The 20,327-nt window shown below is 69.3% G+C and carries 21 protein-coding genes; 11 read left to right on the plus strand and 10 right to left on the minus strand.

Annotated elements, in window-relative coordinates; all coding sequences use genetic code 11:
* Nucleotides 1–4: 4 nt before the first annotated feature.
* A complete protein-coding gene (gene dut / locus ACFWNN_RS35480; RefSeq protein ID WP_382444324.1) occupies nt 5–478 on the minus strand; it encodes a dUTP diphosphatase in 474 nt (157 codons plus the stop codon).
* A gap of 24 nt (nt 479–502) precedes the next feature.
* Here dut and ACFWNN_RS35485 point away from each other — a divergent pair, with 24 nt between their 5' ends.
* Entirely contained in the window at nt 503–964 is a 462-nt protein-coding gene (locus tag ACFWNN_RS35485) for a DUF3093 domain-containing protein (protein ID WP_382444325.1), read from the plus strand.
* Between the two features lie 117 nt (nt 965–1,081).
* Here the strand turns inward: ACFWNN_RS35485 and ACFWNN_RS35490 are convergent, their stop codons facing one another.
* Entirely contained in the window at nt 1,082–1,381 is a 300-nt protein-coding gene (locus ACFWNN_RS35490) for a DUF4193 domain-containing protein (protein WP_382444326.1), read from the minus strand.
* Nucleotides 1,382–1,803: 422 nt separating this feature from the next.
* On the opposite strand from ACFWNN_RS35490, the gene cei reads away from it, so the two are divergent.
* Nucleotides 1,804–2,523 (plus strand): envelope integrity protein Cei, encoded by a 720-nt coding sequence (gene cei, locus ACFWNN_RS35495; RefSeq protein ID WP_382444327.1) that lies wholly within the window; start codon nt 1,804–1,806, stop codon nt 2,521–2,523.
* A gap of 272 nt (nt 2,524–2,795) precedes the next feature.
* Here cei and ACFWNN_RS35500 read toward each other — a convergent pair whose 3' ends face one another.
* Nucleotides 2,796–3,590, minus strand: a complete 795-nt coding sequence (locus tag ACFWNN_RS35500; RefSeq protein ID WP_382444328.1) for an inositol monophosphatase family protein — start codon at nt 3,588–3,590, stop codon at nt 2,796–2,798.
* 116 nt (nt 3,591–3,706) lie between these two features.
* Here ACFWNN_RS35500 and ppgK point away from each other — a divergent pair, with 116 nt between their 5' ends.
* From ppgK to ACFWNN_RS35520, 4 genes are all read left to right on the plus strand, one after another.
* Complete coding sequence (gene ppgK, locus ACFWNN_RS35505; RefSeq protein ID WP_382444329.1) at nt 3,707–4,468, plus strand: polyphosphate--glucose phosphotransferase; 762 nt, start codon at nt 3,707–3,709, stop codon at nt 4,466–4,468.
* Between the two features lie 218 nt (nt 4,469–4,686).
* Nucleotides 4,687–5,997: an RNA polymerase sigma factor gene (locus ACFWNN_RS35510; protein WP_382444330.1), complete on the plus strand. Its 1,311-nt coding sequence runs from the start codon at nt 4,687–4,689 to the stop codon at nt 5,995–5,997.
* A 149-nt stretch (nt 5,998–6,146) separates the two neighbouring features.
* Entirely contained in the window at nt 6,147–6,689 is a 543-nt protein-coding gene (locus tag ACFWNN_RS35515) for a helix-turn-helix domain-containing protein (protein ID WP_382444331.1), read from the plus strand.
* A 428-nt stretch (nt 6,690–7,117) separates the two neighbouring features.
* Nucleotides 7,118–7,297 carry a hypothetical protein gene (locus tag ACFWNN_RS35520; protein ID WP_231642793.1) on the plus strand — a complete coding sequence of 60 codons (180 nt, stop codon included), beginning with the start codon at nt 7,118–7,120 and terminating at the stop codon, nt 7,295–7,297.
* Nucleotides 7,298–7,377: 80 nt separating this feature from the next.
* On the opposite strand, the gene ACFWNN_RS35525 is transcribed toward ACFWNN_RS35520, so the two are convergent.
* From ACFWNN_RS35525 to ACFWNN_RS35540, 4 genes are all read right to left on the minus strand, one after another.
* On the minus strand, nt 7,378–8,532 hold the full coding sequence (locus ACFWNN_RS35525) for an ROK family protein (RefSeq protein WP_382444332.1): 1,155 nt from the start codon (nt 8,530–8,532) through the stop codon (nt 7,378–7,380).
* A 4-nt stretch (nt 8,533–8,536) separates the two neighbouring features.
* A complete protein-coding gene (locus tag ACFWNN_RS35530) occupies nt 8,537–9,967 on the minus strand; it encodes a sugar ABC transporter permease (RefSeq protein ID WP_382444333.1) in 1,431 nt (476 codons plus the stop codon).
* Between the two features lie 23 nt (nt 9,968–9,990).
* Nucleotides 9,991–10,764, minus strand: a complete 774-nt coding sequence (locus tag ACFWNN_RS35535; RefSeq protein ID WP_285647425.1) for an ATP-binding cassette domain-containing protein — start codon at nt 10,762–10,764, stop codon at nt 9,991–9,993.
* A gap of 78 nt (nt 10,765–10,842) precedes the next feature.
* Complete coding sequence (locus ACFWNN_RS35540; protein WP_382444334.1) at nt 10,843–11,970, minus strand: sugar ABC transporter substrate-binding protein; 1,128 nt, start codon at nt 11,968–11,970, stop codon at nt 10,843–10,845.
* Between the two features lie 247 nt (nt 11,971–12,217).
* On the opposite strand from ACFWNN_RS35540, the gene ACFWNN_RS35545 reads away from it, so the two are divergent.
* Nucleotides 12,218–13,006 (plus strand): class I SAM-dependent methyltransferase, encoded by a 789-nt coding sequence (locus ACFWNN_RS35545; protein WP_382444335.1) that lies wholly within the window; start codon nt 12,218–12,220, stop codon nt 13,004–13,006.
* Between the two features lie 322 nt (nt 13,007–13,328).
* On the opposite strand, the gene ACFWNN_RS35550 is transcribed toward ACFWNN_RS35545, so the two are convergent.
* Nucleotides 13,329–15,014 (minus strand): DEAD/DEAH box helicase, encoded by a 1,686-nt coding sequence (locus tag ACFWNN_RS35550; protein ID WP_382444336.1) that lies wholly within the window; start codon nt 15,012–15,014, stop codon nt 13,329–13,331.
* 168 nt (nt 15,015–15,182) lie between these two features.
* Between ACFWNN_RS35550 and ACFWNN_RS35555 the strand changes: the two genes are divergently transcribed.
* Nucleotides 15,183–16,280, plus strand: a complete 1,098-nt coding sequence (locus tag ACFWNN_RS35555) for a YihY/virulence factor BrkB family protein (protein ID WP_382444337.1) — start codon at nt 15,183–15,185, stop codon at nt 16,278–16,280.
* Between the two features lie 60 nt (nt 16,281–16,340).
* Here the strand turns inward: ACFWNN_RS35555 and ACFWNN_RS35560 are convergent, their stop codons facing one another.
* The gene (locus tag ACFWNN_RS35560; protein ID WP_090006425.1) at nt 16,341–16,592 is read right to left on the minus strand and encodes a DUF3039 domain-containing protein; all 252 of its coding nucleotides are present in this window, start codon (nt 16,590–16,592) and stop codon (nt 16,341–16,343) included.
* Between the two features lie 31 nt (nt 16,593–16,623).
* Here ACFWNN_RS35560 and ACFWNN_RS35565 point away from each other — a divergent pair, with 31 nt between their 5' ends.
* A complete protein-coding gene (locus ACFWNN_RS35565) occupies nt 16,624–17,514 on the plus strand; it encodes a pseudouridine-5'-phosphate glycosidase (protein ID WP_382444338.1) in 891 nt (296 codons plus the stop codon).
* A complete protein-coding gene (locus ACFWNN_RS35570; protein ID WP_382444339.1) occupies nt 17,511–18,389 on the plus strand; it encodes a carbohydrate kinase family protein in 879 nt (292 codons plus the stop codon). The genes ACFWNN_RS35565 and ACFWNN_RS35570 overlap by 4 nt, the downstream gene beginning before the upstream one ends.
* A gap of 48 nt (nt 18,390–18,437) precedes the next feature.
* Here ACFWNN_RS35570 and ACFWNN_RS35575 read toward each other — a convergent pair whose 3' ends face one another.
* A complete protein-coding gene (locus ACFWNN_RS35575; protein WP_382444340.1) occupies nt 18,438–18,752 on the minus strand; it encodes a DUF3099 domain-containing protein in 315 nt (104 codons plus the stop codon).
* 76 nt (nt 18,753–18,828) lie between these two features.
* Here ACFWNN_RS35575 and ACFWNN_RS35580 point away from each other — a divergent pair, with 76 nt between their 5' ends.
* Nucleotides 18,829–20,313, plus strand: coding sequence for a PucR family transcriptional regulator (locus ACFWNN_RS35580; RefSeq protein ID WP_382444341.1), 1,485 nt, complete (start codon nt 18,829–18,831; stop codon nt 20,311–20,313).
* Nucleotides 20,314–20,327 lie beyond the last annotated feature (14 nt).

Consider the following 20,327-nt stretch of genomic DNA (forward strand, 5'->3'; position numbering starts at 1 on the left):
GCCCCTACCCCTCCGCATTCGTACGGGCGAGCACCACGTGCCCGCCGGTCGAGCCATAGCCTCCCGCACCGCGCTCCGTCTCGGGGAGCTCGGTGACCTCGCGGAACACCGCGTGCTCGACGCGTTGCACGACGAGCTGGGCGATCCGGTCGCCCCGGGACAGCGCGATCGGCTCACGAAGATCATGGTTCACGAGGCAAACGCGGATCTCACCACGGTAGCCCGAGTCGATCGTGCCGGGAGTGTTCACCACGCTCAGGCCGACCCTCGCCGCGAGACCCGACCTCGGGTGGACGAAACCCGCGAACCCGTCCGGCAGCGCGATCGCGACACCGGTGCCAACCACGGCGCGCTCGCCTGGTGGAATGACCACGTCCGACGTGGTGACCAGATCAGCGCCCGCGTCGCCATGACGGGCGTAGGCGGGCACGGGAACCCCCGGATCGAGCCGGGTCAGCAACACCTCGACGCTGGACACGGCGGCCGAGATTACCCTGACGACGTGAGTGAGACTGCCGTGACCGCCACTACGACCTTCCGCGAGCGCCTGTACGTGACGTGGTGGATCTGGCCCCTGCCGCTGCTCGCGGCCGCGTTGCTGGCCGCCGAGGTGCACATGGGCTTCCCCGGTGTCCGGTCCTGGCTGCCGTACGTGATCCTGCTGCCGCTGACCGCCGTGCTCATCTTCAAGATGGGCTCGACGAAGGTCGAGGTGGCGGACGGGGAGCTGCGCGCCGGTGACGCGCACATCCCGCTGGAGCTGCTCGGCGACGTCGAGATCATCTCCGCCGAGGACCGCCGCCGGACCATGGGCCGCGACCTCGACCCGGCGGCGTTCGTCGTGCACCGGGGCTGGGTCAAGCCGCTCGTGCGGGTGCACGTGACCGACCCGGAGGACCCGACCCCCTACTGGGTGATCAGCACGCGGCGCCCGGCCGAGCTCGCCGCCGCGATCAAGTCCTGAAACACAACTGGGCGCCACCCGTGAGGGTGAGCGCCCAGTTCTTTCGGCGGACTCGGCTGACGGTTCAGGCCCTGCGGTCAGGGCGCTGGAGTTCAGACGCTCGTGAGGCGTCGGACGTCAGGCGCAGTCGCGGCAGATGTACGTGCCGTTGTTGTCCTCGGCGAGCCTGCTGCGGTGGTGCACCAGGAAGCACTTCGAGCACGTGAACTCGTCGGCCTGCTTGGGCAGGACCTTGAACGTGAGCTCCTCGCCGGACAGATCGGCGCCGGGCAGCTCGAAGTTCTCAGCGCTCGCGTCCTCGTCGACGTCGACGACGCCGGACTGCGTCTCGTTCCGCCGGGCTTTCAACTCCTCGAGGGAGTCTTCAGCGAGTTCGTCCGCCTCGCTGCGACGCGGCGCGTCGTAGTCGGTCGCCATCTTCTTCACCCCTGCGGTCTACGGAGACTGTTCGTGTCGCTGGTTAACGCTCCAGCGACCTCATTTGTGCCCCACGTCAAGGTGACGTAGGTCTCTCACACCCGTCGGTCGTGCCAACCCCCTTGACGTGACCATCGGCTTGATCGACATGTGTGCGGAGCGCGCAGAGGGTAGCTCACTGCCCGGATGACTCAACATCGGGTTACCCCTTACCGACCGGACGGGTGACACAACCTTTGTACGCTGGACCGATACCCTGTGCGGGTGCATGTGCGCTCTGGCGTGCAACCTGGCGCCAGGTCGGTACCGTCTTGACTGTGAGCAATCAGGCCGGTGCGTTCGGTCACGCCGGTCGGAGCGCGCGACAGCCGGGCAGGGCCTAGGCTGATCTCAGGGGACGGATCACGGGGAGGGCTTCGAACGTGGGATCCGCATCGGGAAGCTTGACGCCTTACAAGAGGCGTCGGCCCGTGCCCGCGCTCGTCCTGTTCGCGGTGCTGTTGGTCAGTTCCGTGTTCGTGTGGGTGAAGGTGCTCGGCAACGCGAGTGACGTGGACGCGGCCATCAAGTGCAACGCGCCCGGCAACGTCGTGTCATCGGAGAGCGCCCCGGTCGATCCGGCCGCGCCCCCGACGCCACCGCCGCCGGCGCTGGGCACCGTGCTGGAGCACGACGCGCTGGACCGCACGAACCCGGTGCCGGTCGGCGACGTGAACTTCAAGGTCGTCAACGCCTCGACGCAGCGCAACCACGCCAAGGCCGTCGCGACGATGTTCACCGAACTGGGCCTCAAGCAGGCGACCGACCCGGGCAACGACCTGATCTACCCGGCGGGCGACATGACCTGCCGCGGCCAGATCCGCTTCGGCGCGCCGGGCGCCTCGGCCGCGCGCACGCTCTCGCTGCTCGAACCGTGCCTGGAACTCGTCCGCGACGACCGCCAGGACGCCACGGTGGACATCGCGATCGGCAAGAAGTTCGACGAGGTCAAGCCCAACAGCAACGCCCGCAAGGTCCTCGACCAGCTCGCGGAGTGGTCGGCGCAGCAGCCGGAGCAGCAGGGCGGCCAGGTCGCCGCGGCCGCTCCCCCGTCGATCAACGCCGACAACCTCGCCGGCGCCCGCGACGTCACCTGCGCCTGACCCTCACCCGGTCCCGCCAGCCGACATCTCACCCCCACAGGGGGTGGTTCTTCACGCGACGAGCGCGTTCTGCGGCACAGCGGACCGGCGAGACGCGCGGTGTTCGTGCGCGACGCGGATCCGGCTGCGTCCACATCGGGGATCAACTCATGCACGACGAGATCGTCAACCTGCTGTCAACGTCGACTGGACAACCCGCACGTCAACATTGATTCGTCAACGTCGACGTTGACGAATCAATGTTGAGCGGATCCGATCAACGTTGAGTTGATTCAGACCTTGCCGAATCCGCTCTCCGTCAACGCGCGGTACATCTCGTCCGCCACGCCGGGCGTTGACGCGAAGGTCGCGTCCTCCCCCAGCTCGGGCGACGACCCCGGCAACCGGACCACGGCACCGGCCTCCGCGGCGATCAACCCGCCCGCGGCCCAGTCCCACCGCCCGAGCCCGTGCTCGGCGTAGGCGTCGAGCCGCCCCGACGCCACCGAGCACAGGTCCAGCGACGCCGCCCCGGCCCGCCGGAGATCCCGGACCCGGGTCGCCATCCCGGCCCAGGCGTCGGCCTGTCGCTGACGCCGCTCAGGCCGATAGGCGAACCCGTACCCCAGCAAGGACAGCGACAGGTCCGTAGTGGCGGAGACACGCAACGGCGAACCGTCCAAGAACGCGCCATAGCCGCGTGCGGCGGTCCACACGCGACCAGTGGCCGGTTCGACGACAGCGCCGGCGACGGACTCGCCGTCGAGCTGCGCTGCGATCGACACCGAGTACCAGGGGATTCCGTAGAGGTAGTTGACGGTGCCGTCGATGGGGTCGACGACCCAGGTCAGCCCCTCGACCACGTCACCGCCCTCCTCCTCGCCGAGCACGGGCTCGCCCGGACGTGCCTCGGACAGACGCGTCCGTACGAGTTGTTCCGAGGCGCGGTCGGCGGCGGTCACGACGTCGGTCGAGGTGCTCTTGGTGTCGAACGAGATGACGGCGGAGGCACGCATGCGCTGAACAAGAGCACCTGCTTCCCGTCCGATGGCCGTAGCGATGTCGACGAGTGGCCGGGGATCGAACACGACCGGTTCCCTCCTGTGTCACTAGCACGGGACTATCGGACAACGTCAGGCTAATGTCTGCGCACCACGGTGTACTGAATCGAAGCAAGCAGGATCGAGTAGGAAGGACCACGGGGATGGGCATCACCCGCGGGTTCGGTGTGGACATCGGCGGCTCCGGCGTCAAGGGCGGCCTGGTCGACCTCGAAGCAGGAGCACTGGACGGCGAACGCATGCGGATCCCCACGCCCCAGCCCTCGACACCGCAGGCGGTGGCCGAGGTGGTCGCGGAGATCGTCGAGAAGTTCCAGTGGGAGGGCCCGGTCGGGATCACGCTGCCGTGCGTGGTCAAGCACGGGGTGGCCCTCAGCGCCGCGAACGTCGACAAGGGCTGGATCGACTGCGACGCCCAGACGTTGTTCGCGGAGCGCCTCAAGCGCAAGCCCGAGGACATCGTCGTGATGAACGACGCGGACGCGGCCGGCATCGCGGAGATGTCGTTCGGCGCCGGGGTGGGCAAGAACGGGACCGTGGTCCTGCTGACGTTCGGCACGGGCATCGGCAGCGCGGTGTTCCTGGACGGCAAGCTGGTCCCGAACACCGAGTTCGGGCACCTGCAGGTCGACGGGCACGACGCGGAGACGCGCGCGGCCGCCTCCGTGAAGGAGGAGAAGGACCTGTCCTGGGAGGAGTGGACGCCCAGGGTCACGCGGTACATGAACGTGCTGGAAGACCTCATCTGGCCCGATCTCTTCATCGCCGGTGGCGGCGTGAGCAAGAAGGCGCACAAGTGGTTGCCATTGCTCAAGGTTCGCACCGAGGTGGTCGCAGCCGCGCTGAAGAACGACGCGGGCATCGTCGGTGCCGCGTGGGCCGCCGCGCACGGCGTCCGGCCCTAGTGAGCGTTCGACACCGAATCGTGTCCGACTCGATCTAGCTGGGAAAACGCAGGTGGGAGCGCCTCGAAGCACCTCGGGGCGCAACACCGGGTCACCGACGTCGTTACAATGGAACGCACACCCGCCAAGCAAGATCGGCGGGGAGATCCCCTGAACTCTGGCGACCGAGGTTTCGCGCCCTCTGGTTTGCCTTGAACGACCGTCGCGAAAGGGCGTACGTGGCAGCCGCAGAAACCGCAACCCGACGCTCCAGCTCCGCCGCGAGCGCCGCCAAGACGACCAAGGCGACCGCGGCCGGCGAGGCCGAGGAGAAGCCGAAGCGCAAGACGACCGCTGCGGCAGCGAAGAAGCCCGCCGCCGCCAAGGCCCCGCGCAAGACGGCCGGCAAGGCCGATCCTGCCGCGAAGGGCACCGGCAAGCCCGGTGAAGAGCCCGAGGACATGGAGGGCGCTCCCGGCGCCGAGGACCTGGAGGACGTCGAGATCGTCGACGAGCCGGTCGTCGACGAGCCGGAGGAGGCGGAGGACCCCAAGCAAGAGGGTGACTTCGTCTGGGACGAGGAGGAGTCCGAGGCCCTGCGCCAGGCGCGCAAGGACGCGGAGCTCACCGCCTCGGCCGACTCGGTCCGCGCCTACCTCAAGCAGATCGGCAAGGTCGCCCTCCTCAACGCCGAGGAGGAGGTCGAGCTCGCCAAGCGCATCGAGGCGGGTCTCTACGCCGCCGAGCGCGTCCGCCGTTCCGAGGAGGAGGCGGAGAAGCTCACGCCGCAGCTGCGCCGCGACCTCCGCTGGATCGTCCGCGACGGCGAGCGCGCCAAGAACCACCTGCTCGAGGCGAACCTCCGCCTCGTCGTGTCGCTCGCCAAGCGCTACACGGGCCGCGGCATGGCGTTCCTGGACCTGATCCAGGAGGGCAACCTCGGTCTGATCCGCGCGGTCGAGAAGTTCGACTACACCAAGGGCTACAAGTTCTCGACGTACGCCACCTGGTGGATCCGTCAGGCGATCACCCGCGCGATGGCCGACCAGGCCCGCACCATCCGCATCCCGGTGCACATGGTCGAGGTCATCAACAAGCTCGGTCGCATCCAGCGCGAACTGCTCCAGGACCTGGGCCGCGAGCCCACCCCGGAGGAGCTCGCCAAGGAAATGGACATCACGCCCGAGAAGGTGCTGGAGATCCAGCAGTACGCGCGTGAGCCCATCTCGCTGGACCAGACGATCGGCGACGAGGGCGACAGCCAGCTCGGCGACTTCATCGAGGACTCCGAGGCCGTCGTCGCGGTCGACGCCGTCTCGTTCACTCTGCTGCAGGACCAGCTGCAGTCCGTGCTCGCGACGCTGTCCGAGCGCGAGGCGGGCGTCGTCCGGTTGCGCTTCGGCCTCACCGACGGCCAGCCGCGCACGCTGGACGAGATCGGTCAGGTCTACGGCGTCACGCGTGAGCGCATCCGCCAGATCGAGTCCAAGACGATGTCGAAGCTGCGTCACCCGTCCCGTTCGCAGGTTCTGCGGGACTACCTCGACTAGGTCTTACCGAGTCATACGCACGCGGCCCCGCACCGGTTCGGTGCGGGGCCGCTGTGTTCCCGAAAAATGAGTACCCCTGTACTCATGTGCCGCCGCCAGGTCCCACGCCAGCATCAGTTCCGCACAACGGAACGAGGGGGACTGGGGACATGGGCAGGTCGGTGCTCGAAGGGGCTTTCTCACTGCTGGACAGGCTGATGGACGAAGGCGAACTCGGGCTCTCCCAGCTCGCCGACCGGTGCGAGATGCCGAAGACGACGGTGCACCGCCTCCTGGAACAGCTGGAAGTGCTCGGAGCCGTGGAGAACGTGCGCGGCCGCTATCGCGTGGGCGCGCAGATGTTCCGGTACGGGCAGGCGTGGGAACCGGCGCCGGGCATCCTACGGATCGCGCGCCGGCCGTTGCGGGCGTTGTCGGCGACGATCAGGACGTCCGCGATCCTCGCGGTGCCGCGCCGCGACCGGGTGCTGGTGGCGGCGGCGAGCCTGGTGCGGGCCGAGGACGTGGCCCGGTTGCGGCCGGGGGCGACGGTGCCGGCGGGCATCGCGTTCGTGAGCGCCCCGGTGCGCTCGCCGTCCAGCAGCGTCATCGGCACGGTGTCCGCGGTGCTCGACGACGGCCGCAGCGCCACGGCCCTCCAGGACGCCGTGGGACACGCCGCACGAGCGATCAGCGCCGCCCTCGCGAGCTGATCGAACGGGTACGGAACGTGGCCGAACACGTCCACGATCGGGAGTTCGATCACGGTTCCGCGTCCGAATCGTGGGACGTTCGTGACCTGTTCGCGGAGGGCGGACAAGGGCAACCGATATCACACTCTCGGTGGCACGCAACCGACCGGATGGCCCGAACACACTGCTCCACCAGCGGGTTTCCGGTTGCGGGCTGTGCGTGTCAAGACGGTGAACAGGTAGAAAACCCAGGTGTGATCCTGCTGCGAGCGGGTAATTCGGAGAGTGACGCGAGTCGCCACGTACACGGGAACACTGACTATCGCCGAAACGTCTGTCAGAGTGGAGCCAGCGAGCACCGCGCACCTGCCAGGGGCGCTGTGGTCGCAGCTTGGTAAGAGGGCACCGGAACACCTCAGTTCCGTTGCCGGGACGGAGGGAGATTCATCATGACCGCAGCACTCACCCGCCCCGAGTTGACCGCTGCCGACCGCTGCGACCGCTGCGGGGCTGCTGCCCAGGTTCGCGCCTTGCTCCCGTCCGGGGGCGAGCTGCTGTTCTGCGGGCACCACGCTCGCGCGCACAGTGAGAAGTTGCGCGAACTCGCTGCTGAGATTCAGCAGGGCTGACTTCCACCCCACCTAGCCGCTCGGGGCGGAGATCCGGCTGGATCTCCGCCCCCTTCGCATTTCCGCGGCGTTCGAGCGGCTCAGATGGCGTCGAGAACCGGCTCGAAGGCCAGTTCGGCGGCTCCGACGAGCTTCGCGTCGCGTCCCAGGGGTGACGTCACGACCTGGGCCCCGCCGAGAGCGCGGGACACGAGACTGCGCTTCTGCACCGCCGCGCTGACCGACTCGACGACGGACGCGGGCAGCGCCGTGTAGAGGTCGCCGAGCACGACGAGCTCCGGGCCGAGGACGTTGACGATGTTCGAGAGCCCCAGCGCGAGCCAGCCGGCGAACTCGTCGAGCACCGCCGGGTCGTCCAACGCGCGCAATGCAGCGACGACGGCGCCGCGCGGCGCGTCGTCGGGCAGGCCGAGAGCCCGGCACAACGCCGGTTCGCCCACCTCGGTCTCCCAGCAGCCGTCGCAGCCGCAGTAGCAGCGACGCCCGTTCGGGTTGACGACCATGTGCCCGAGCTCGCCGACGTAGCCGCCGGAGCCGCGCAACGGCTGGCCCGCGAGGATCACTCCCCCGCCGACGCCGACGTCCGCGGAGATGTAGACCATGTCCGAGGACTCCCGCGCCGCGCCGCGCACGTGCTCCGCGAGCGCGCCCAGTTCCGCGTCGTTGCCGACCTGGACCGGCAGCTTCAGCACCGCTTCCAGGCGTTTGCCGAGCGCCACCCCGGTCCAGTGCAGGTTGGGCGCCTCGTGCACGTGCCCGTCGGCGCGGCGGACCACGCCGGGCACCGAGACGCCCACCCCGACGGCGGTGACGTCGAGGTCGTCGGCCATGAGGCGCGCCGACTCGACGATGTGCGTGATGACCTCACCCGGATCACGCGTCCGGTGCAGGTTCCAGCTGTCCCTGCCGAGGATCTCGCCACCGAGTCCGACGAACCCCATGGCCACGTGCTCCACCCGCACGTCGATCGCGATGACGACCGCGGCGTGCGGCTGGGGCAGGACCAGCAAGGAGGGGCGGCCCGCTCCGCTGCGCAGAGCGGGCACGCGTTCGGCGACCACACCGGCTTCGGCGAGGCCGTCCACCAGGGCCTTGATCGTGCTGCGGTTGAGCCCGAGCTCAGCCGCGAGCGACGCCCTGGTGGACGGTCCGTCGACGTGCAGGCGGCGCAGCAGCGCCGTCCTGTTGTGCCTGCGGATCTCGTCGGGACGGGTGCCGGACGTGGGTCCCGTCACCGGGTCAGCGAGCCGCGGTCGCCGCCCGGCGGCGGGACAGGGCGTCGACGCTCGCGGCGAGCAGCAGCACGAGACCGGTCACCATGAACACGACGGCGGAGGGCTGCTTGAGCAGGCCCATGCCGTTCGCGATGACCGCCAGCACCGCACCACCGATGACGGCGTCACGCAGCCGGCCCTTGCCGCCGAACAGCGACGTACCACCGATGACGGCCGCACCGACCGACATCAGCAGGGTGTTGCCGCCACCGGCGTTCGGGTCGACGGAGCCGACCTTGGAGGAGTAGACGATGGCGCCGATCGCGGCCGCCGAGGAGGCGATCACGAAGACGCTCATGCGGATCTTCTCCACGTTGATGCCGGCGCGGCGCGCGGCCTCCTTGTTGCCGCCGACCGCGTAGAGGTGCCGGCCGTAGCTGGTGCGGTCGAGCACGAACGTGCCGATGACCAGCAGGACGAGCACGAGCGGCACGACGTACGGCACACCGGAGATCACCACGAGGCTCGTTGGCGACCGGTTCTGCGTCAGCGCGAACGTCGCGACGGCGGCGAGCAGGGCGAGGCCACCGATCTTGGCCAGCACCAGCGCCGTCGGCGAGGCGACGAGGCCCTTGCGCAGCCGGGTGAAGTGCCGGTTGAGCACGACAGCCGCGTAGCCGCCGACCGCCAGCAGGCACAGGATCCACGACCCGGCGGTGCCGATGTTGCCGTTGGCGACCTGGAAGATCGTGTCGTCGCGCAGGCCGAGCGTGCCGCCCTGACCGATGAACTGCAGCACCACACCGCTCCACACGAGGAACAGCGCCAGGGTCACGACGAAGGACGGGATGCCGACCTTCGCGACCAGGTAGCCGGTGATGCAGCCGATGGACGCGCCGACGCAGATCGCCAGCAGCATGCCGATCCACGCGTTCGCGGGGACGCCGAGCAGCGCGATGACCAGCGCGATACCGGACAGCACGGCACCGGTCCACAGCTTCATCAGGAGCGAGAGGCCGACGGCGAGAACCAGCCAGCCGCAGAAGACGTAGAAGACGCCGTCGCCCATGCCGCCGAGCAGGTTGCCGCCGTTGATCAGGTCGAGCGCCATCACGGAGGCCGTCACGCCGGACGCGGTACCGGCGGACAGGTCGATCTCGCCGAGCAGCAGCACGAACACCAGGCCCATCGCGATGATGGTGATGCTGGCGCCCTGCTGGAGCAGGTTGGCGAGGTTGCCGAGGGTGAAGAACGACTCGGACAGCGAACTGAACACGATGAGCAGGACGATCAGGCCGAGCAGAGCGGGCAGTGAGCCGAGCTCGCCGCCGCGGACGCTGGACCAGTAGTCCCTGATGGCCTCACCGGCGGAACGGGAGGTCGTGTCGATGCCGAAGTCGGAGATGGCGCCCTGCTGGGCTGACTCCGCCTCGTGCGTTTCGGTGGTGTCGGTCATGCTGCTCGCCTCTTCGGTACTCATCAGATCGTCGCCGCCTCGGGGCGGGCGATGCCCAGGTCACCGGAACGACCGGCGGTGATCAGCTCGACGACCTGACCGTGCGTGACGTCCTTGGTCGACACGACGGCGGCCATGCGGCCGAGGTAGAGGCACGCGATCTTGTCGGCGACCTCGAAGACGTCGTTCATGTTGTGGCTGATCAGGACGACGCCCAGGCCCTGCTCCGCGAGCCGGCGGACCAGGTCGAGGACCTGGCGCGTCTGCGCGACGCCGAGGGCGGCGGTGGGCTCGTCGAGCAGCACGACCTTGCTGTTCCACAGCACGGCCTTCGCGATCGCCACGGTCTGGCGCTGACCGCCGGACAGCGACGACACCTGCGTGCGCACCGACTTGACCGTGCGCACCGACAGGGAGGCGAGCGTCTTGCGCGCCGCCTGCTCCATGTCCGACTCGTCGAGCAGGCCACCCTTGGTGCGCTCGCGGCCGAGGAACATGTTCTGGACGATGTCGAGGTTGTCGGCCAGCGCGAGGTCCTGGTAGACGACCTCGATCCCGAGATCCGCGGCGTCGCGCGGGCCCTTGATGTGCACCGGCTCGCCGGCGAACAGGACCTCGCCCGAGTCGGTCGGGTGGATGCCCGCGATGCACTTGACCAGCGTCGACTTGCCCGCGCCGTTGTCGCCGACGAGGGCTGTGACCTCACCGGGGTTCACGTCGAGGTCGATGTCGTGCAGGACGTGCACGGGACCGAAGCTCTTGTTGATGCCGCGCAGCTCGAGAATCGGCTCGCTCACTGGGATTTCCTCCGTGGTTACCACGCGGCGAGAGGCGGGGTGCACAGTGCGCGCACCCCGCCCTCGTCGCGAGTGGTCCTACTTGATGCCGAGCTCGGTGCAGGCGGCCTGGGTGGCGGCCACGCAGATCTCCGACGCCTTCACGAAGCCGGCGTCCACGACGACCTTGACCTTGTCGCGCGTGATCAGCTGCGAGGTGAGCAGCACGGACTTGACGTCGCGGTTGGCCTTGGTGTCCTTGGTGACGCCCGAGGCCAGCTTGTCGGCGCCCGCGGTGTCGCCCTTGGCGAGGAAGCCGGCCAGCTTGGCGGTGGCCTCAGCCTCTTCCTTGATCGGCTTGAAGACCGTCATGTACTGGTCCTTGAGCAGCACGGCCTGCAGGCCGTCCGGGGTCGCGTCCTGACCCGTGACCGGCACCTTGCCGTTGAGGCCGACCTTCTTGAGCACGGTGATGACCGCGCCCGCGAGGCCGTCGTTCGCGGCGACGACGCCGTCGACCTTGCCGCCGTTGCCGGTCAGGATCTGCTCGAAGACCTGACCACCCTTCTGGTTGTCCCAGTCGTCGATCGGCTGCGACTGGACGAGCTTGAGCTTGCCCGAGTCGTACAGCGGCTTGAGGATCTTCTTCTGGCCGTCCGCGAAGAGGGTCGCGTTGTTGTCCGTCGGCGCGCCCTCGATCTCGATGACGTTCGCGCCCTGCGGGGCGTCCTTGAGCGCGTCGGCCATGCCCTGGCCCTGCAGCTCGCCGACCTTCACGTTGTCGAACGACACGTAGTAGGACGAGGAACCACCGGTGTTCAGGCGGTCGTAGTCGATGACCTGGATGCCCTGGGCCTGAGCCTTCTTGGCGACGGACGCGCCGACCTCGGCGTTGGGCGTCGCGATGATCAGGACCTTGACGCCGTTGTTGATCATGCCGTCGGCGAGGGTGCTGAACTTCTGGACGTCGCCCTGGGCGTTCTGGATGTCGGGGTCGAGACCCTCGGCCTTCAGCGCCGCCTCGAGGAGGGGCTTGTCGAAGCCCTCCCAGCGGGCGGAGGTCTTGGTCTCGGGCAGGATCACGCCGACCTTCGCGCCCGTGCCGCTGCCAGCAGAATTCGTTTCAGAGCTTCCTCCGGTGCCGGAGGACGAGTTGGCGCCGCATGCCGAGACCGCCAGGGCGAGGCCCGCGGTAACGGCGATGGAAGCGAGAGTCTTGCTGCGCATCCGCCAGTCCCTTTCACTGCGCTGTGTCACAGAGAATGTTGTGGCGCACAACGTATGCCCGACATATGCGTGACCGGAACCACACTGGATCGATTAAGTCGCAACGATGCGGTAACCCTGGCGAAATTTGGTCACCGAGAGTCGTGAGAGCGTTACCACCGCGCTACGGATTACAACGGCGACATATCGGTCGCCACCCTCGGCGGACTCTCCCCGGTCATCTCCCGGACACCCCTAGGTTGGGTGCATGACCATCGACAAGGAAGCCGCCGAAAGGCTGGCGAACTCCTTCGGTGCCGAAGCGGCCCGCTACGACCGCACCCGCCCCGCCTACCCGGCGTCGTTGATCGACAAACTCGTCGCCGCCTCACCCGGTCCGCGCGTGGCCGAGGTCGGGTGCGGGACCGGGGTGCTGTCGCGGCAGCTGCGGGCGGCCGGGCTGGACGTGCTCGGCGTCGAGCACGACGAGCGGATGGCCGCCTTCGCCCGCGCGAGCGGTGTGGAGGTCGAGGTGGCGAAGTTCGAGGCGTGGGACCCGGCCGGACGCTCGTTCGACGCCGTCGTCGCCGGGCAGTCGTGGCACTGGGTCGACGCCGCGGCCGGCCCGGTGCAGGCCGCGCGTGTGCTGCGGCCGGGCGGGGTGTTCGTCGGCCTCTGGCACGTGTTCGGGACGCCGGAGGCGATCGCTGACGCGTTCGTCGCGGCGTACGACAAGGTCGCGCCACAGATGCAGCACCGCATCGGCCACTCCTACAACGAGGCGTACGACTCGTACCTGGCCGGTTGTGTCCGCACGGCCGACGCGCTCGTCGCCACCGGGGCGTTCGGCCATGTCGAACAGTGGGAGGCGCACTGGGAACGGACCTACACGACCGCCGAGTACACCGACCTCATGCTCACGATGAGCCCGATGGCGATGATCAGCCCCGAGCAGATCACCGAGCTGCTCGACGACGTCGGCGTCGCGATCGACGCGCTCGGCGGCTCGTTCACCACGCGCTACTCGACGCTGGCCGTCGCCGTCACCCGCAACTGATATATCGGATATCGCGTACGGGACATCGGTTAGCACCTCTGACCACGGCTAGAGGGTCTGTCCGCGATCAGAGGGTCTCCGCGCAGTTAGAGGGTCTCCGCGCAGTTAGAGGGTCCGCCTGCGGCGAGAAGTTCTCCGCGTCGCTAGAGGGTCTCCGTACTGCTGGAGGGTCTGCGCACGGCTAGAAGCTCTCCGCACTGCCAGAAGGTCTGCCCACAGCTAGAGGCTCCGACCACAGCTAGAGGCTCCGACCACAGTTAGAGGCTTCACCGCGGTGAGAGGGCCTGACCGCGGTGATGGGGTCCGCCTGTGGTCAGAGGGTCTACCAGGAGCGAAGGGTCGAGATCCGTTCCTCGAGCTGCTCGATGGTGGCCATCGCGGTCGGCGGGCCGCCGCAGTACTCGCGCAGCTGGTTGTGGATCTTGCCGTGCGGCTTCTTCGTGCGGTGGTGGTGCATCGCGACGAGGGTGTTGAGCTCCTTGCGCAACGACGTGAGGCGTTCCTGGACGCCCACGGGCCGTGCCTCGCGGACGGCGACCTCGGGTTTGGGGCGTTTGGCGGCCAGCGCCATCTGTTCTTCCTGCCGTTGCAACAGCAGGGTGCGCACCTGGTCGGGTTCGAGCAGCCCGGGCAGGCCGAGGTACTCCTGTTCCTCCTCCGAGCCCGCCTGGGTCGGCGCGCCGAACGACGAGCCGTCGAAGATCACCTGGTCGAGCTCGGCGGTGGTGCCCAGGGCCGTGAAGGCGCGTTCGTCCTCGCCCGGCTCGTCCTTGGCCTGGTTGGCCGCGGCCATGAGCTCGTCGTCCCAGCCGTCCTTCTCGCGGTGCGGCTTGCCGAGGACGTGGTCGCGTTCGGCTTCCAGCTCCGACGCGAGCTGGAGCAGCACCGGCACCGAAGGCAGGAACACCGTCGCGGTCTCGCCGGGCTTCCGGTTGCGCACGAAGCGGCCGATGGCCTGCGCGAAGAACAGCGGGGTCGACGACGACGTCGCGTACACGCCGACGGCGAGCCGCGGCACGTCGACGCCCTCGGACACCATGCGGACGGCGATCATCCAGCGTTCGGTCGTCGCGGCGAACTCGGCGATCCTGCCGGACGCCTTGGGGTCGTCGGAGAGGACCAAAGTCGGGATCTGGCCGGTGACGCGCTCCAGCACCTGCGCGTAGGCCTTCGCGACGGTCTGGTCGGTGGCGATCACGAGACCGCCGGCGTCGGGCAGGCCGTTCTCGCGCTTCTGCGTGAGCCGCTGGTCGGCGGCGCGCAGGACGGACGCCATCCAGTCGCCGGCCGGGTCCAGGGCGGTGCGCCAGGCACGGGTGGTCTGCTCCTGGGTGAGAGGTTCGCCCAGTCGTGCGGTGTACTCCTCGCCCGCGCTGGTCCGCCACGACGCCTCGCCCGAGTACGCGAGGAACAGCACGGGCCGGACCACGCCGTCGCGCAGCGCGTCGGAGTAGCCGTAGGTGTGGTCGGCCTTGGAGGTCTTGAAGCCGCCGTTGCTCTCCTCGTACTGCACGAACGGGATCGGCGAGTCGTCGGACCGGAACGGCGTGCCGGTGAGGCAGAGGCGGCGCACGGCGGGCGTGAAGGCCTCGCGGATCGCGTCACCCCACGACTTGGCGTCACCGCCGTGGTGCACCTCGTCGAGCAGCACGAGCGTCTTGCGGTTCTCGGTGCGCACGCGGTGCAACGTCGGATGGGCGGCCACCTGCGCGTACGTGACGGCCACACCGTGGTAGTCGCGGGAGGTCATCGCGTTGGTGTTGCGGAAGTTCGAGTCGATGTGGATGCCCTGCTCGGCCGCGGCCTTCGCCCACTGGTGCTTGAGGTGCTCGGTGGGCGTGACGATCGTGACGGCCTCGATCGTCCGGTCGGCGAGGAGTTCGGCCGCGACCCGCAGCCCGAAGGTCGTCTTGCCCGCGCCGGGCGTCGCGACGGCGAGGAAGTCCTGCGGCTTGGCGGCGAGGTACTTGGTCAGCGCGCGACGCTGCCAGGCTCGCAGCGGTCGCATTGCTGCCGGCGTTGCTGCTGGCGCTGTCACAGACGTGTTTCTCCTCATTTGCGCAGGTCAGACATAGCGATACCCTCAGGCGGACCGTGGCCGAGGGCACTGCGACTCTACCTGTTCCGAGCGTCGATGCCGCGAAACGTGGCCCCATGCACCATGCTTGTCACTGCGATGGGTTCGCCTTCCGACAACGACGCACCACGCAGGTCCGGCCGAAAGGGGCCGCTGCGTCTACTCGCGCGCACGCTGTCGAAGGCGTGGCAGGGCAACATCTTCTCAGAAGCCGCCGAGGCCGCGTTCTGGCAGACGCTGTCGTTCCCGCCACTGCTGCTCGGCGTGCTGGGCTCTATGGGCTGGCTCGGCACGTGGTTCGGCGACGAGGTCGTCAAGGCCGTGCAGGAGAGGATCATCGGGTTCACCCGGACGATCTTCAGCTCGGACGTCGTGAACGGCGTGATCCAGCCCACCGTCGCGGAGATCCTCTCGACCGGCAAGGGCGAGATCGTCTCCATCGGCTTCCTGATCTCGCTGTGGGCGGGGTCGTCGGCCATGTCGTCGTTCGTCGACGCGATCACCGTGGCGCACGGGCAGTACGGCGTGCGCAACGAGCTGTGGCAGCGCATCTTCGCGTTGCTGCTCTACATGGTGTCGCTGGTGGCGTTGGTGATCGGCCTGCCGGTGCTGGCGCTCGGGCCGGACGTGCTGCCGGAGTTCTTCCCGGTGTCCTGGCAGCCGTACATCTCGACCTGGGTCGGCCGGTTCTACTACCCCGGCGTGGCGCTGCTGCTCGTGCTGTCGCTGTCGCTGCTCTACAAGGTGGCGCTGCCGCGACGACTGCCGTACCACCGCGTGCTGCCGGGCGCGATCCTCGCGATGGCGGTGTTCATCCTGTCGTCGATCGGCCTGCGCCTCTACATCCAGTGGATCACCACCACCGGCTACACCTACGGCGCGCTGGCGACGCCGATCGCGTTCCTGCTGTTCGTGTTCTTCATCGGCCTGGCGATCACGATCGGCGCGTACTTCAACAGCGCCATCCAGGACATGTGGCCCGCCCGCATGACCCGCCGCCAGCGCCGCCGGTGGCGCAGGCTGGAGATGGAGCGCGCGGCGTCCCGCATCCGCGAGGAGAGCGCGCGTCCCCAGCCCGCGCCCGAGGCCAACAACGGCTATTCGGCGCCGTCGCCCGCCGACACGCAGCTGACCTCGCCGTTGCCGATCCAGAAGCCTTCGCCCGAGGGGGAGAAGCAGCAGGGCAAACCGGTGTGAGAACAGCAACGCCCGGCGCCTCGGGGTGTCCGAGGCGCCGGGCGCGTCACGTTCTCAGGCCTAGTCGCCGTCTCCGCCGGGAGGCAGGTTCTCGTAGATCTTCTTGCAGTCCGGGCACACCGGCGAACCGGGCTTCGGCGACCGCGTGACCGGGAAGACCTCGCCGCACAGCGCGACCACGTGCGTACCCATCACGGCGCTTTCGGCGATCTTCGCCTTGCGCACGTAGTGGAACATCTTCGGGGTGTCGTCCGAAGACTGGTCGGTCTCGTCCGGCCGTACGTCGACCTCGGGGAGAGTCTGGGTGCTCACGCGCCCAGGGTACCTGGGATGATGTCCCCTCGTGACCACGCTGCACATCGCCGATGAAGTTGCCGCCGCCCTGGACGAGAACCGTCCCGTCGTCGCTCTCGAGAGCACCATCCTGTCCCACGGCCTGCCCGCGCCGCGCAATCTCGTGGTCGCCGCACGCCTGGAGAAGGTCGTCCGCGAGGCGGGCGCCGTCCCCGCGACGATCGCCGTGCTCGACGGCGTGCCGCACATCGGCCTCACCTCCGCCGAGCTCGACCGGGTCTGCAACGCGGGCGACCTGCTGAAGCTCTCGCTGCGCGACCTCGGCCCCGCCTACGCCCTGGGCCGCAGCGGCGCGACGACCGTGGCCTCGACCGCCGCCCTCGCCCACCAGGCCGGAATCCGCGTCTTCGGCACCGGCGGCCTCGGCGGCGTGCACCGGGGCGCGCGCGACACGTGGGACGTCTCCGCCGACCTGGACGTGATGGCGACGACCCCCGTCCTCACCGTCTGCTCGGGCGTGAAGTCGATCCTGGACATGGGCGCGACCCTGGAGGTCCTGGAGACCCGTTCGGTCCCCGTCGTCGGCTACCGCACCTCCCGCTTCCCGGCCTTCTACCGCCGCGAGTCGGAGTTCGACGTGCCGTGGCGCGTCGAGTCCGCCGCCGAGGCCGCCGCCGTCTTCGCCGCGGGCGCCCGGGGCATGCTGCTGGTCAACCCCATCCCGGCCGCCTACGAGATGGACGCGGACCTGCACGACCGCCTCCTCGCCGAGGGTCTGCAGAAGCTCGTGGACCAGGACGTGCGCGGCAAGGACGTCACCCCCGTCCTGCTGGAGCACTTCCACACCGCGTCCGAAGGCGTCAGCCTCGACGCCAACGAGGAACTGGTCGTCAGCAACGTCTCCGTGGCCGCCGCAGTAGCAGTCGAGCTCGCCAAGTGAGGCCGGTAGTGGTGGTCGGCGACGCGGGCCTGGACGTGGTGGCCCGCCACACCGGCCCCATCGCCCACGGCGGCGACGTACGGGCCAAGGTCACCATCGAACCGGGCGGCGCCGGCGCCAACACGGCCGTCTGGCTGGCCGCCTGCGGCGCCTCCCCGATCCTGGTGGCCCGCGTGGGCGCCGACTCGGCGGGCCGCCAGGTCCACGCCGAGCTCACCACGGCGGGCGTCCAGTGCGCCTTCGCCGTGGACCCCGACCTGGCCACCTGCTGCGTGGTCGTCCTGGTCGACGAGAACGGCCAGCGCTCGATGCTCCCCGACCGGGGCGCGAACGCCCGCTTCTCCCCCGCCGACCTGGACCCGGGCCTGCTCGCCGGCTCGAACGGTCACCTGCACCTGTCCGGCTACGTCCTGCTGGACGCGACCTCGCGCCCGGCGGGCCTGGCCGTGCTGGCGGCGGCGCGCGCGGCGGGGTGGACCACGTCGGTGGACCCGCAGGCCGCCGTCCTGATCCACTCGGCCGAGGCGTTCCTGGAGGACGTGCGCGACGTCGACTTCCTCCTCCCCAACGCCGACGAACTCCTCGCCCTGACCGGATCGTCGGAGCCCGCCTCAGCGAAGGCCCTGCTCTCCCACGTCGGTGCGGTCGTCGTGACCTCCGGACCGGACGGCGCGACGTGGGTCGACGCCGACGAGCTCGTCTCGGTCCCCGCTGAAGTCACTGAGTGCGTCGACTCGACGGGTGCCGGCGACGCGTTCGACGCGGGCTTCCTCGCGGCATGGCTGTCGGGCGCGTCGAAGCGGGACGCGCTGCTCGGGGGCGTTCGCGCGGGGTCACGCGCCGTCGGCGTCGTCGGCGCTCAGCCACCCCGCTGACCTCGTCGTTCCAACCGATATATCAGTTTCCCACTGATATATCGGTGGTCAGCCGTCGATGACGGTGGTGCTCTTCGGGGCGATGGCGCGGCGCTCCACCTCGTGGCGGTTGACCTTCTCGGTCTTGCGCGGCGGCCGGTCGTTCGCGATCAGCACGGCCATCCACGGCAGCGGGACGGACAGCACGATGAAGAAGAGGGCGAGCCACCAGGTGTGCGCGAACAGAGCCGCGAGGATGAGGCACGGGAAGCGCAGACTCATCATGATCGCGTACTTCCGGCGCCGGGCGGCGTGCTGCTCTTCGTAGGACGGGGCCGCCTCGGTGATCAACACCGGGGTGTCGTTCCGGTCGGGACTGCTCACGACACCACCTCCACTCCCTCATCGTCCCACGTCCGAGTGACGGCCGGGACAGCCGGTCGGCGGTTAACATCCGCGGGTGGTCGCCCTTGATCGCCTCGTGGACGTGCTCGGCAGTCTGGGCACGCATCTGGCCTGCGCGCCGAAGGGTCGCGACGCCGAACTCCGTGGGGTTGCCCTGCACGATCCGGCGGAAAACACGCCGGCCGCCGCGGGGGACGTGTTGCTCGGGCTCGGCACGCCTTCGGTCGCGGCGGCGGTGCGGTTGGTGTCGTCGACGGCGGCGTCCGCGGTGGTGTTGCACGGCAAGCCGCCGCTGGACGAGCGGGTGGTCGCGGCGGCGAAGAAGTCCGGGGCCGCCGTGTTGCTCGTGGATCCGTCTGTGCCGTGGAGTCAGTTGGCGAACGTCACGCAGACGCTGGTCAACGGCGGGACGCGGACCGGGGACCTGTTCGGGCTCGCGGACGTGATCGCGGGTGTCGTGGGCGGGCCGGTGACGATCGAGGACCAGCAGTCGCGGGTGCTCGCCTACTCGTACCGGCAGGAGGACGTCGACCCCGTCCGGGTGCAGACGATCCTCGGGCGGCGGGTTCCCGAGGAGGCGCGGAAGGCGCTGGACGAGTTCGGCGTTTTCACGCACCTGGCGTCGTCGGACGAGCCGATCTTCGTGCCCAAGCTGACCGACCAGTTGGGCAACAGGCTCGTCGCCGCGGTGCGGGCCGGGCGGGAGTTGCTCGGGTCGGTGTGGGTCGAGGTGACCGGGCCGGTGGACGCGGCGCGCAGTGCGGCGTTGGTCGACGGCGCGCGCACGGCGGCGTTGCACCTGTTGCGGTCGCGGGCTTCGACGGACCTCGAACGGCAGGCCGAGGCCGATCTCGTCATCAGGCTGCTCGACCAGCCCGAGTCCGCAGACGTCGCACGGCTCGGGTTGCCTTCGGCCGATCTGCGGGTGATCGCCGTGCAGGCGCACGCCGGCGAGGGCGAGCACGGGGCGGCGGTGCTCGCGTTCCAGCGGGCGACGGCCGGGTTCGGCTGGTCGCGGCCGGGGCGCAGCGCGTTGTTCGGCAACGTCCTCTACACCGTCATCCCCGCGGCCGACGACGCCGTCGCATGGGTGCGTTCACTGGTGCGAGAGCTTCCAGCGGAAGCGACGGTGCTCGCGGGCATCGGGGGTCCGGCCGAGGCGGCGCAGCTGCCGACGTCGCGGCAGGAAGCCGATGAATGCCTCGCGCTTTCCAGCGGTGCACCGGTTGTGTACGACGACGCGTGGGCGCGAGTGCTGCTGCACCGGCTCGCCGCCGTCGCCGAGGCTGGCAGGCTTCCGACCCGTGGGCCGATATCCAATATATTGCGGTTCGACGCGGAGAACGGGACGCAGTACGCGGCGACGTTGCGGGCCTGGCTCGCGAACCAGGGCGACGTGCGGGCGGCGGCGAGAGAGCTCAACGTGCACCCCAACACGTTGCGCTACCGCATGCAGAAGATGGCCGAGGTGACGCCGCTCCCCCTCGACGACCCCGACCAGCGGCTCGCGATGGCCATCGCCCTCCAGATCACGCGCTGAGCCGCCCTGAGCTC

The sequence above is a fragment of the Lentzea sp. NPDC058450 genome, assembly GCF_042721395.1.
Lineage (GTDB): Bacteria > Actinomycetota > Actinomycetes > Mycobacteriales > Pseudonocardiaceae > Lentzea.

Bases quoted from the DNA above. Each gene is read 5' to 3' on its own strand.
- ACFWNN_RS35520 (WP_231642793.1), top strand. From the start codon at position 7,118: ATGACCGCAGCACTCACCCGCCCCGAGTTGACCGCTGCCGACCGCTGC.
- ACFWNN_RS35530 (WP_382444333.1), bottom strand. From the start codon at position 9,967: ATGACCGACACCACCGAAACGCACGAGGCGGAGTCAGCCCAGCAGGGC.
- ppgK (WP_382444329.1), top strand. From the start codon at position 3,707: ATGGGCATCACCCGCGGGTTCGGTGTGGACATCGGCGGCTCCGGCGTC.
- ACFWNN_RS35545 (WP_382444335.1), top strand. From the start codon at position 12,218: ATGACCATCGACAAGGAAGCCGCCGAAAGGCTGGCGAACTCCTTCGGT.
- ACFWNN_RS35490 (WP_382444326.1), bottom strand. From the start codon at position 1,381: ATGGCGACCGACTACGACGCGCCGCGTCGCAGCGAGGCGGACGAACTC.
- ACFWNN_RS35515 (WP_382444331.1), top strand. From the start codon at position 6,147: ATGGGCAGGTCGGTGCTCGAAGGGGCTTTCTCACTGCTGGACAGGCTG.
- ACFWNN_RS35550 (WP_382444336.1), bottom strand. From the start codon at position 15,014: ATGCGACCGCTGCGAGCCTGGCAGCGTCGCGCGCTGACCAAGTACCTC.
- ACFWNN_RS35555 (WP_382444337.1), top strand. From the start codon at position 15,183: ATGGGTTCGCCTTCCGACAACGACGCACCACGCAGGTCCGGCCGAAAG.
- ACFWNN_RS35540 (WP_382444334.1), bottom strand. From the start codon at position 11,970: ATGCGCAGCAAGACTCTCGCTTCCATCGCCGTTACCGCGGGCCTCGCC.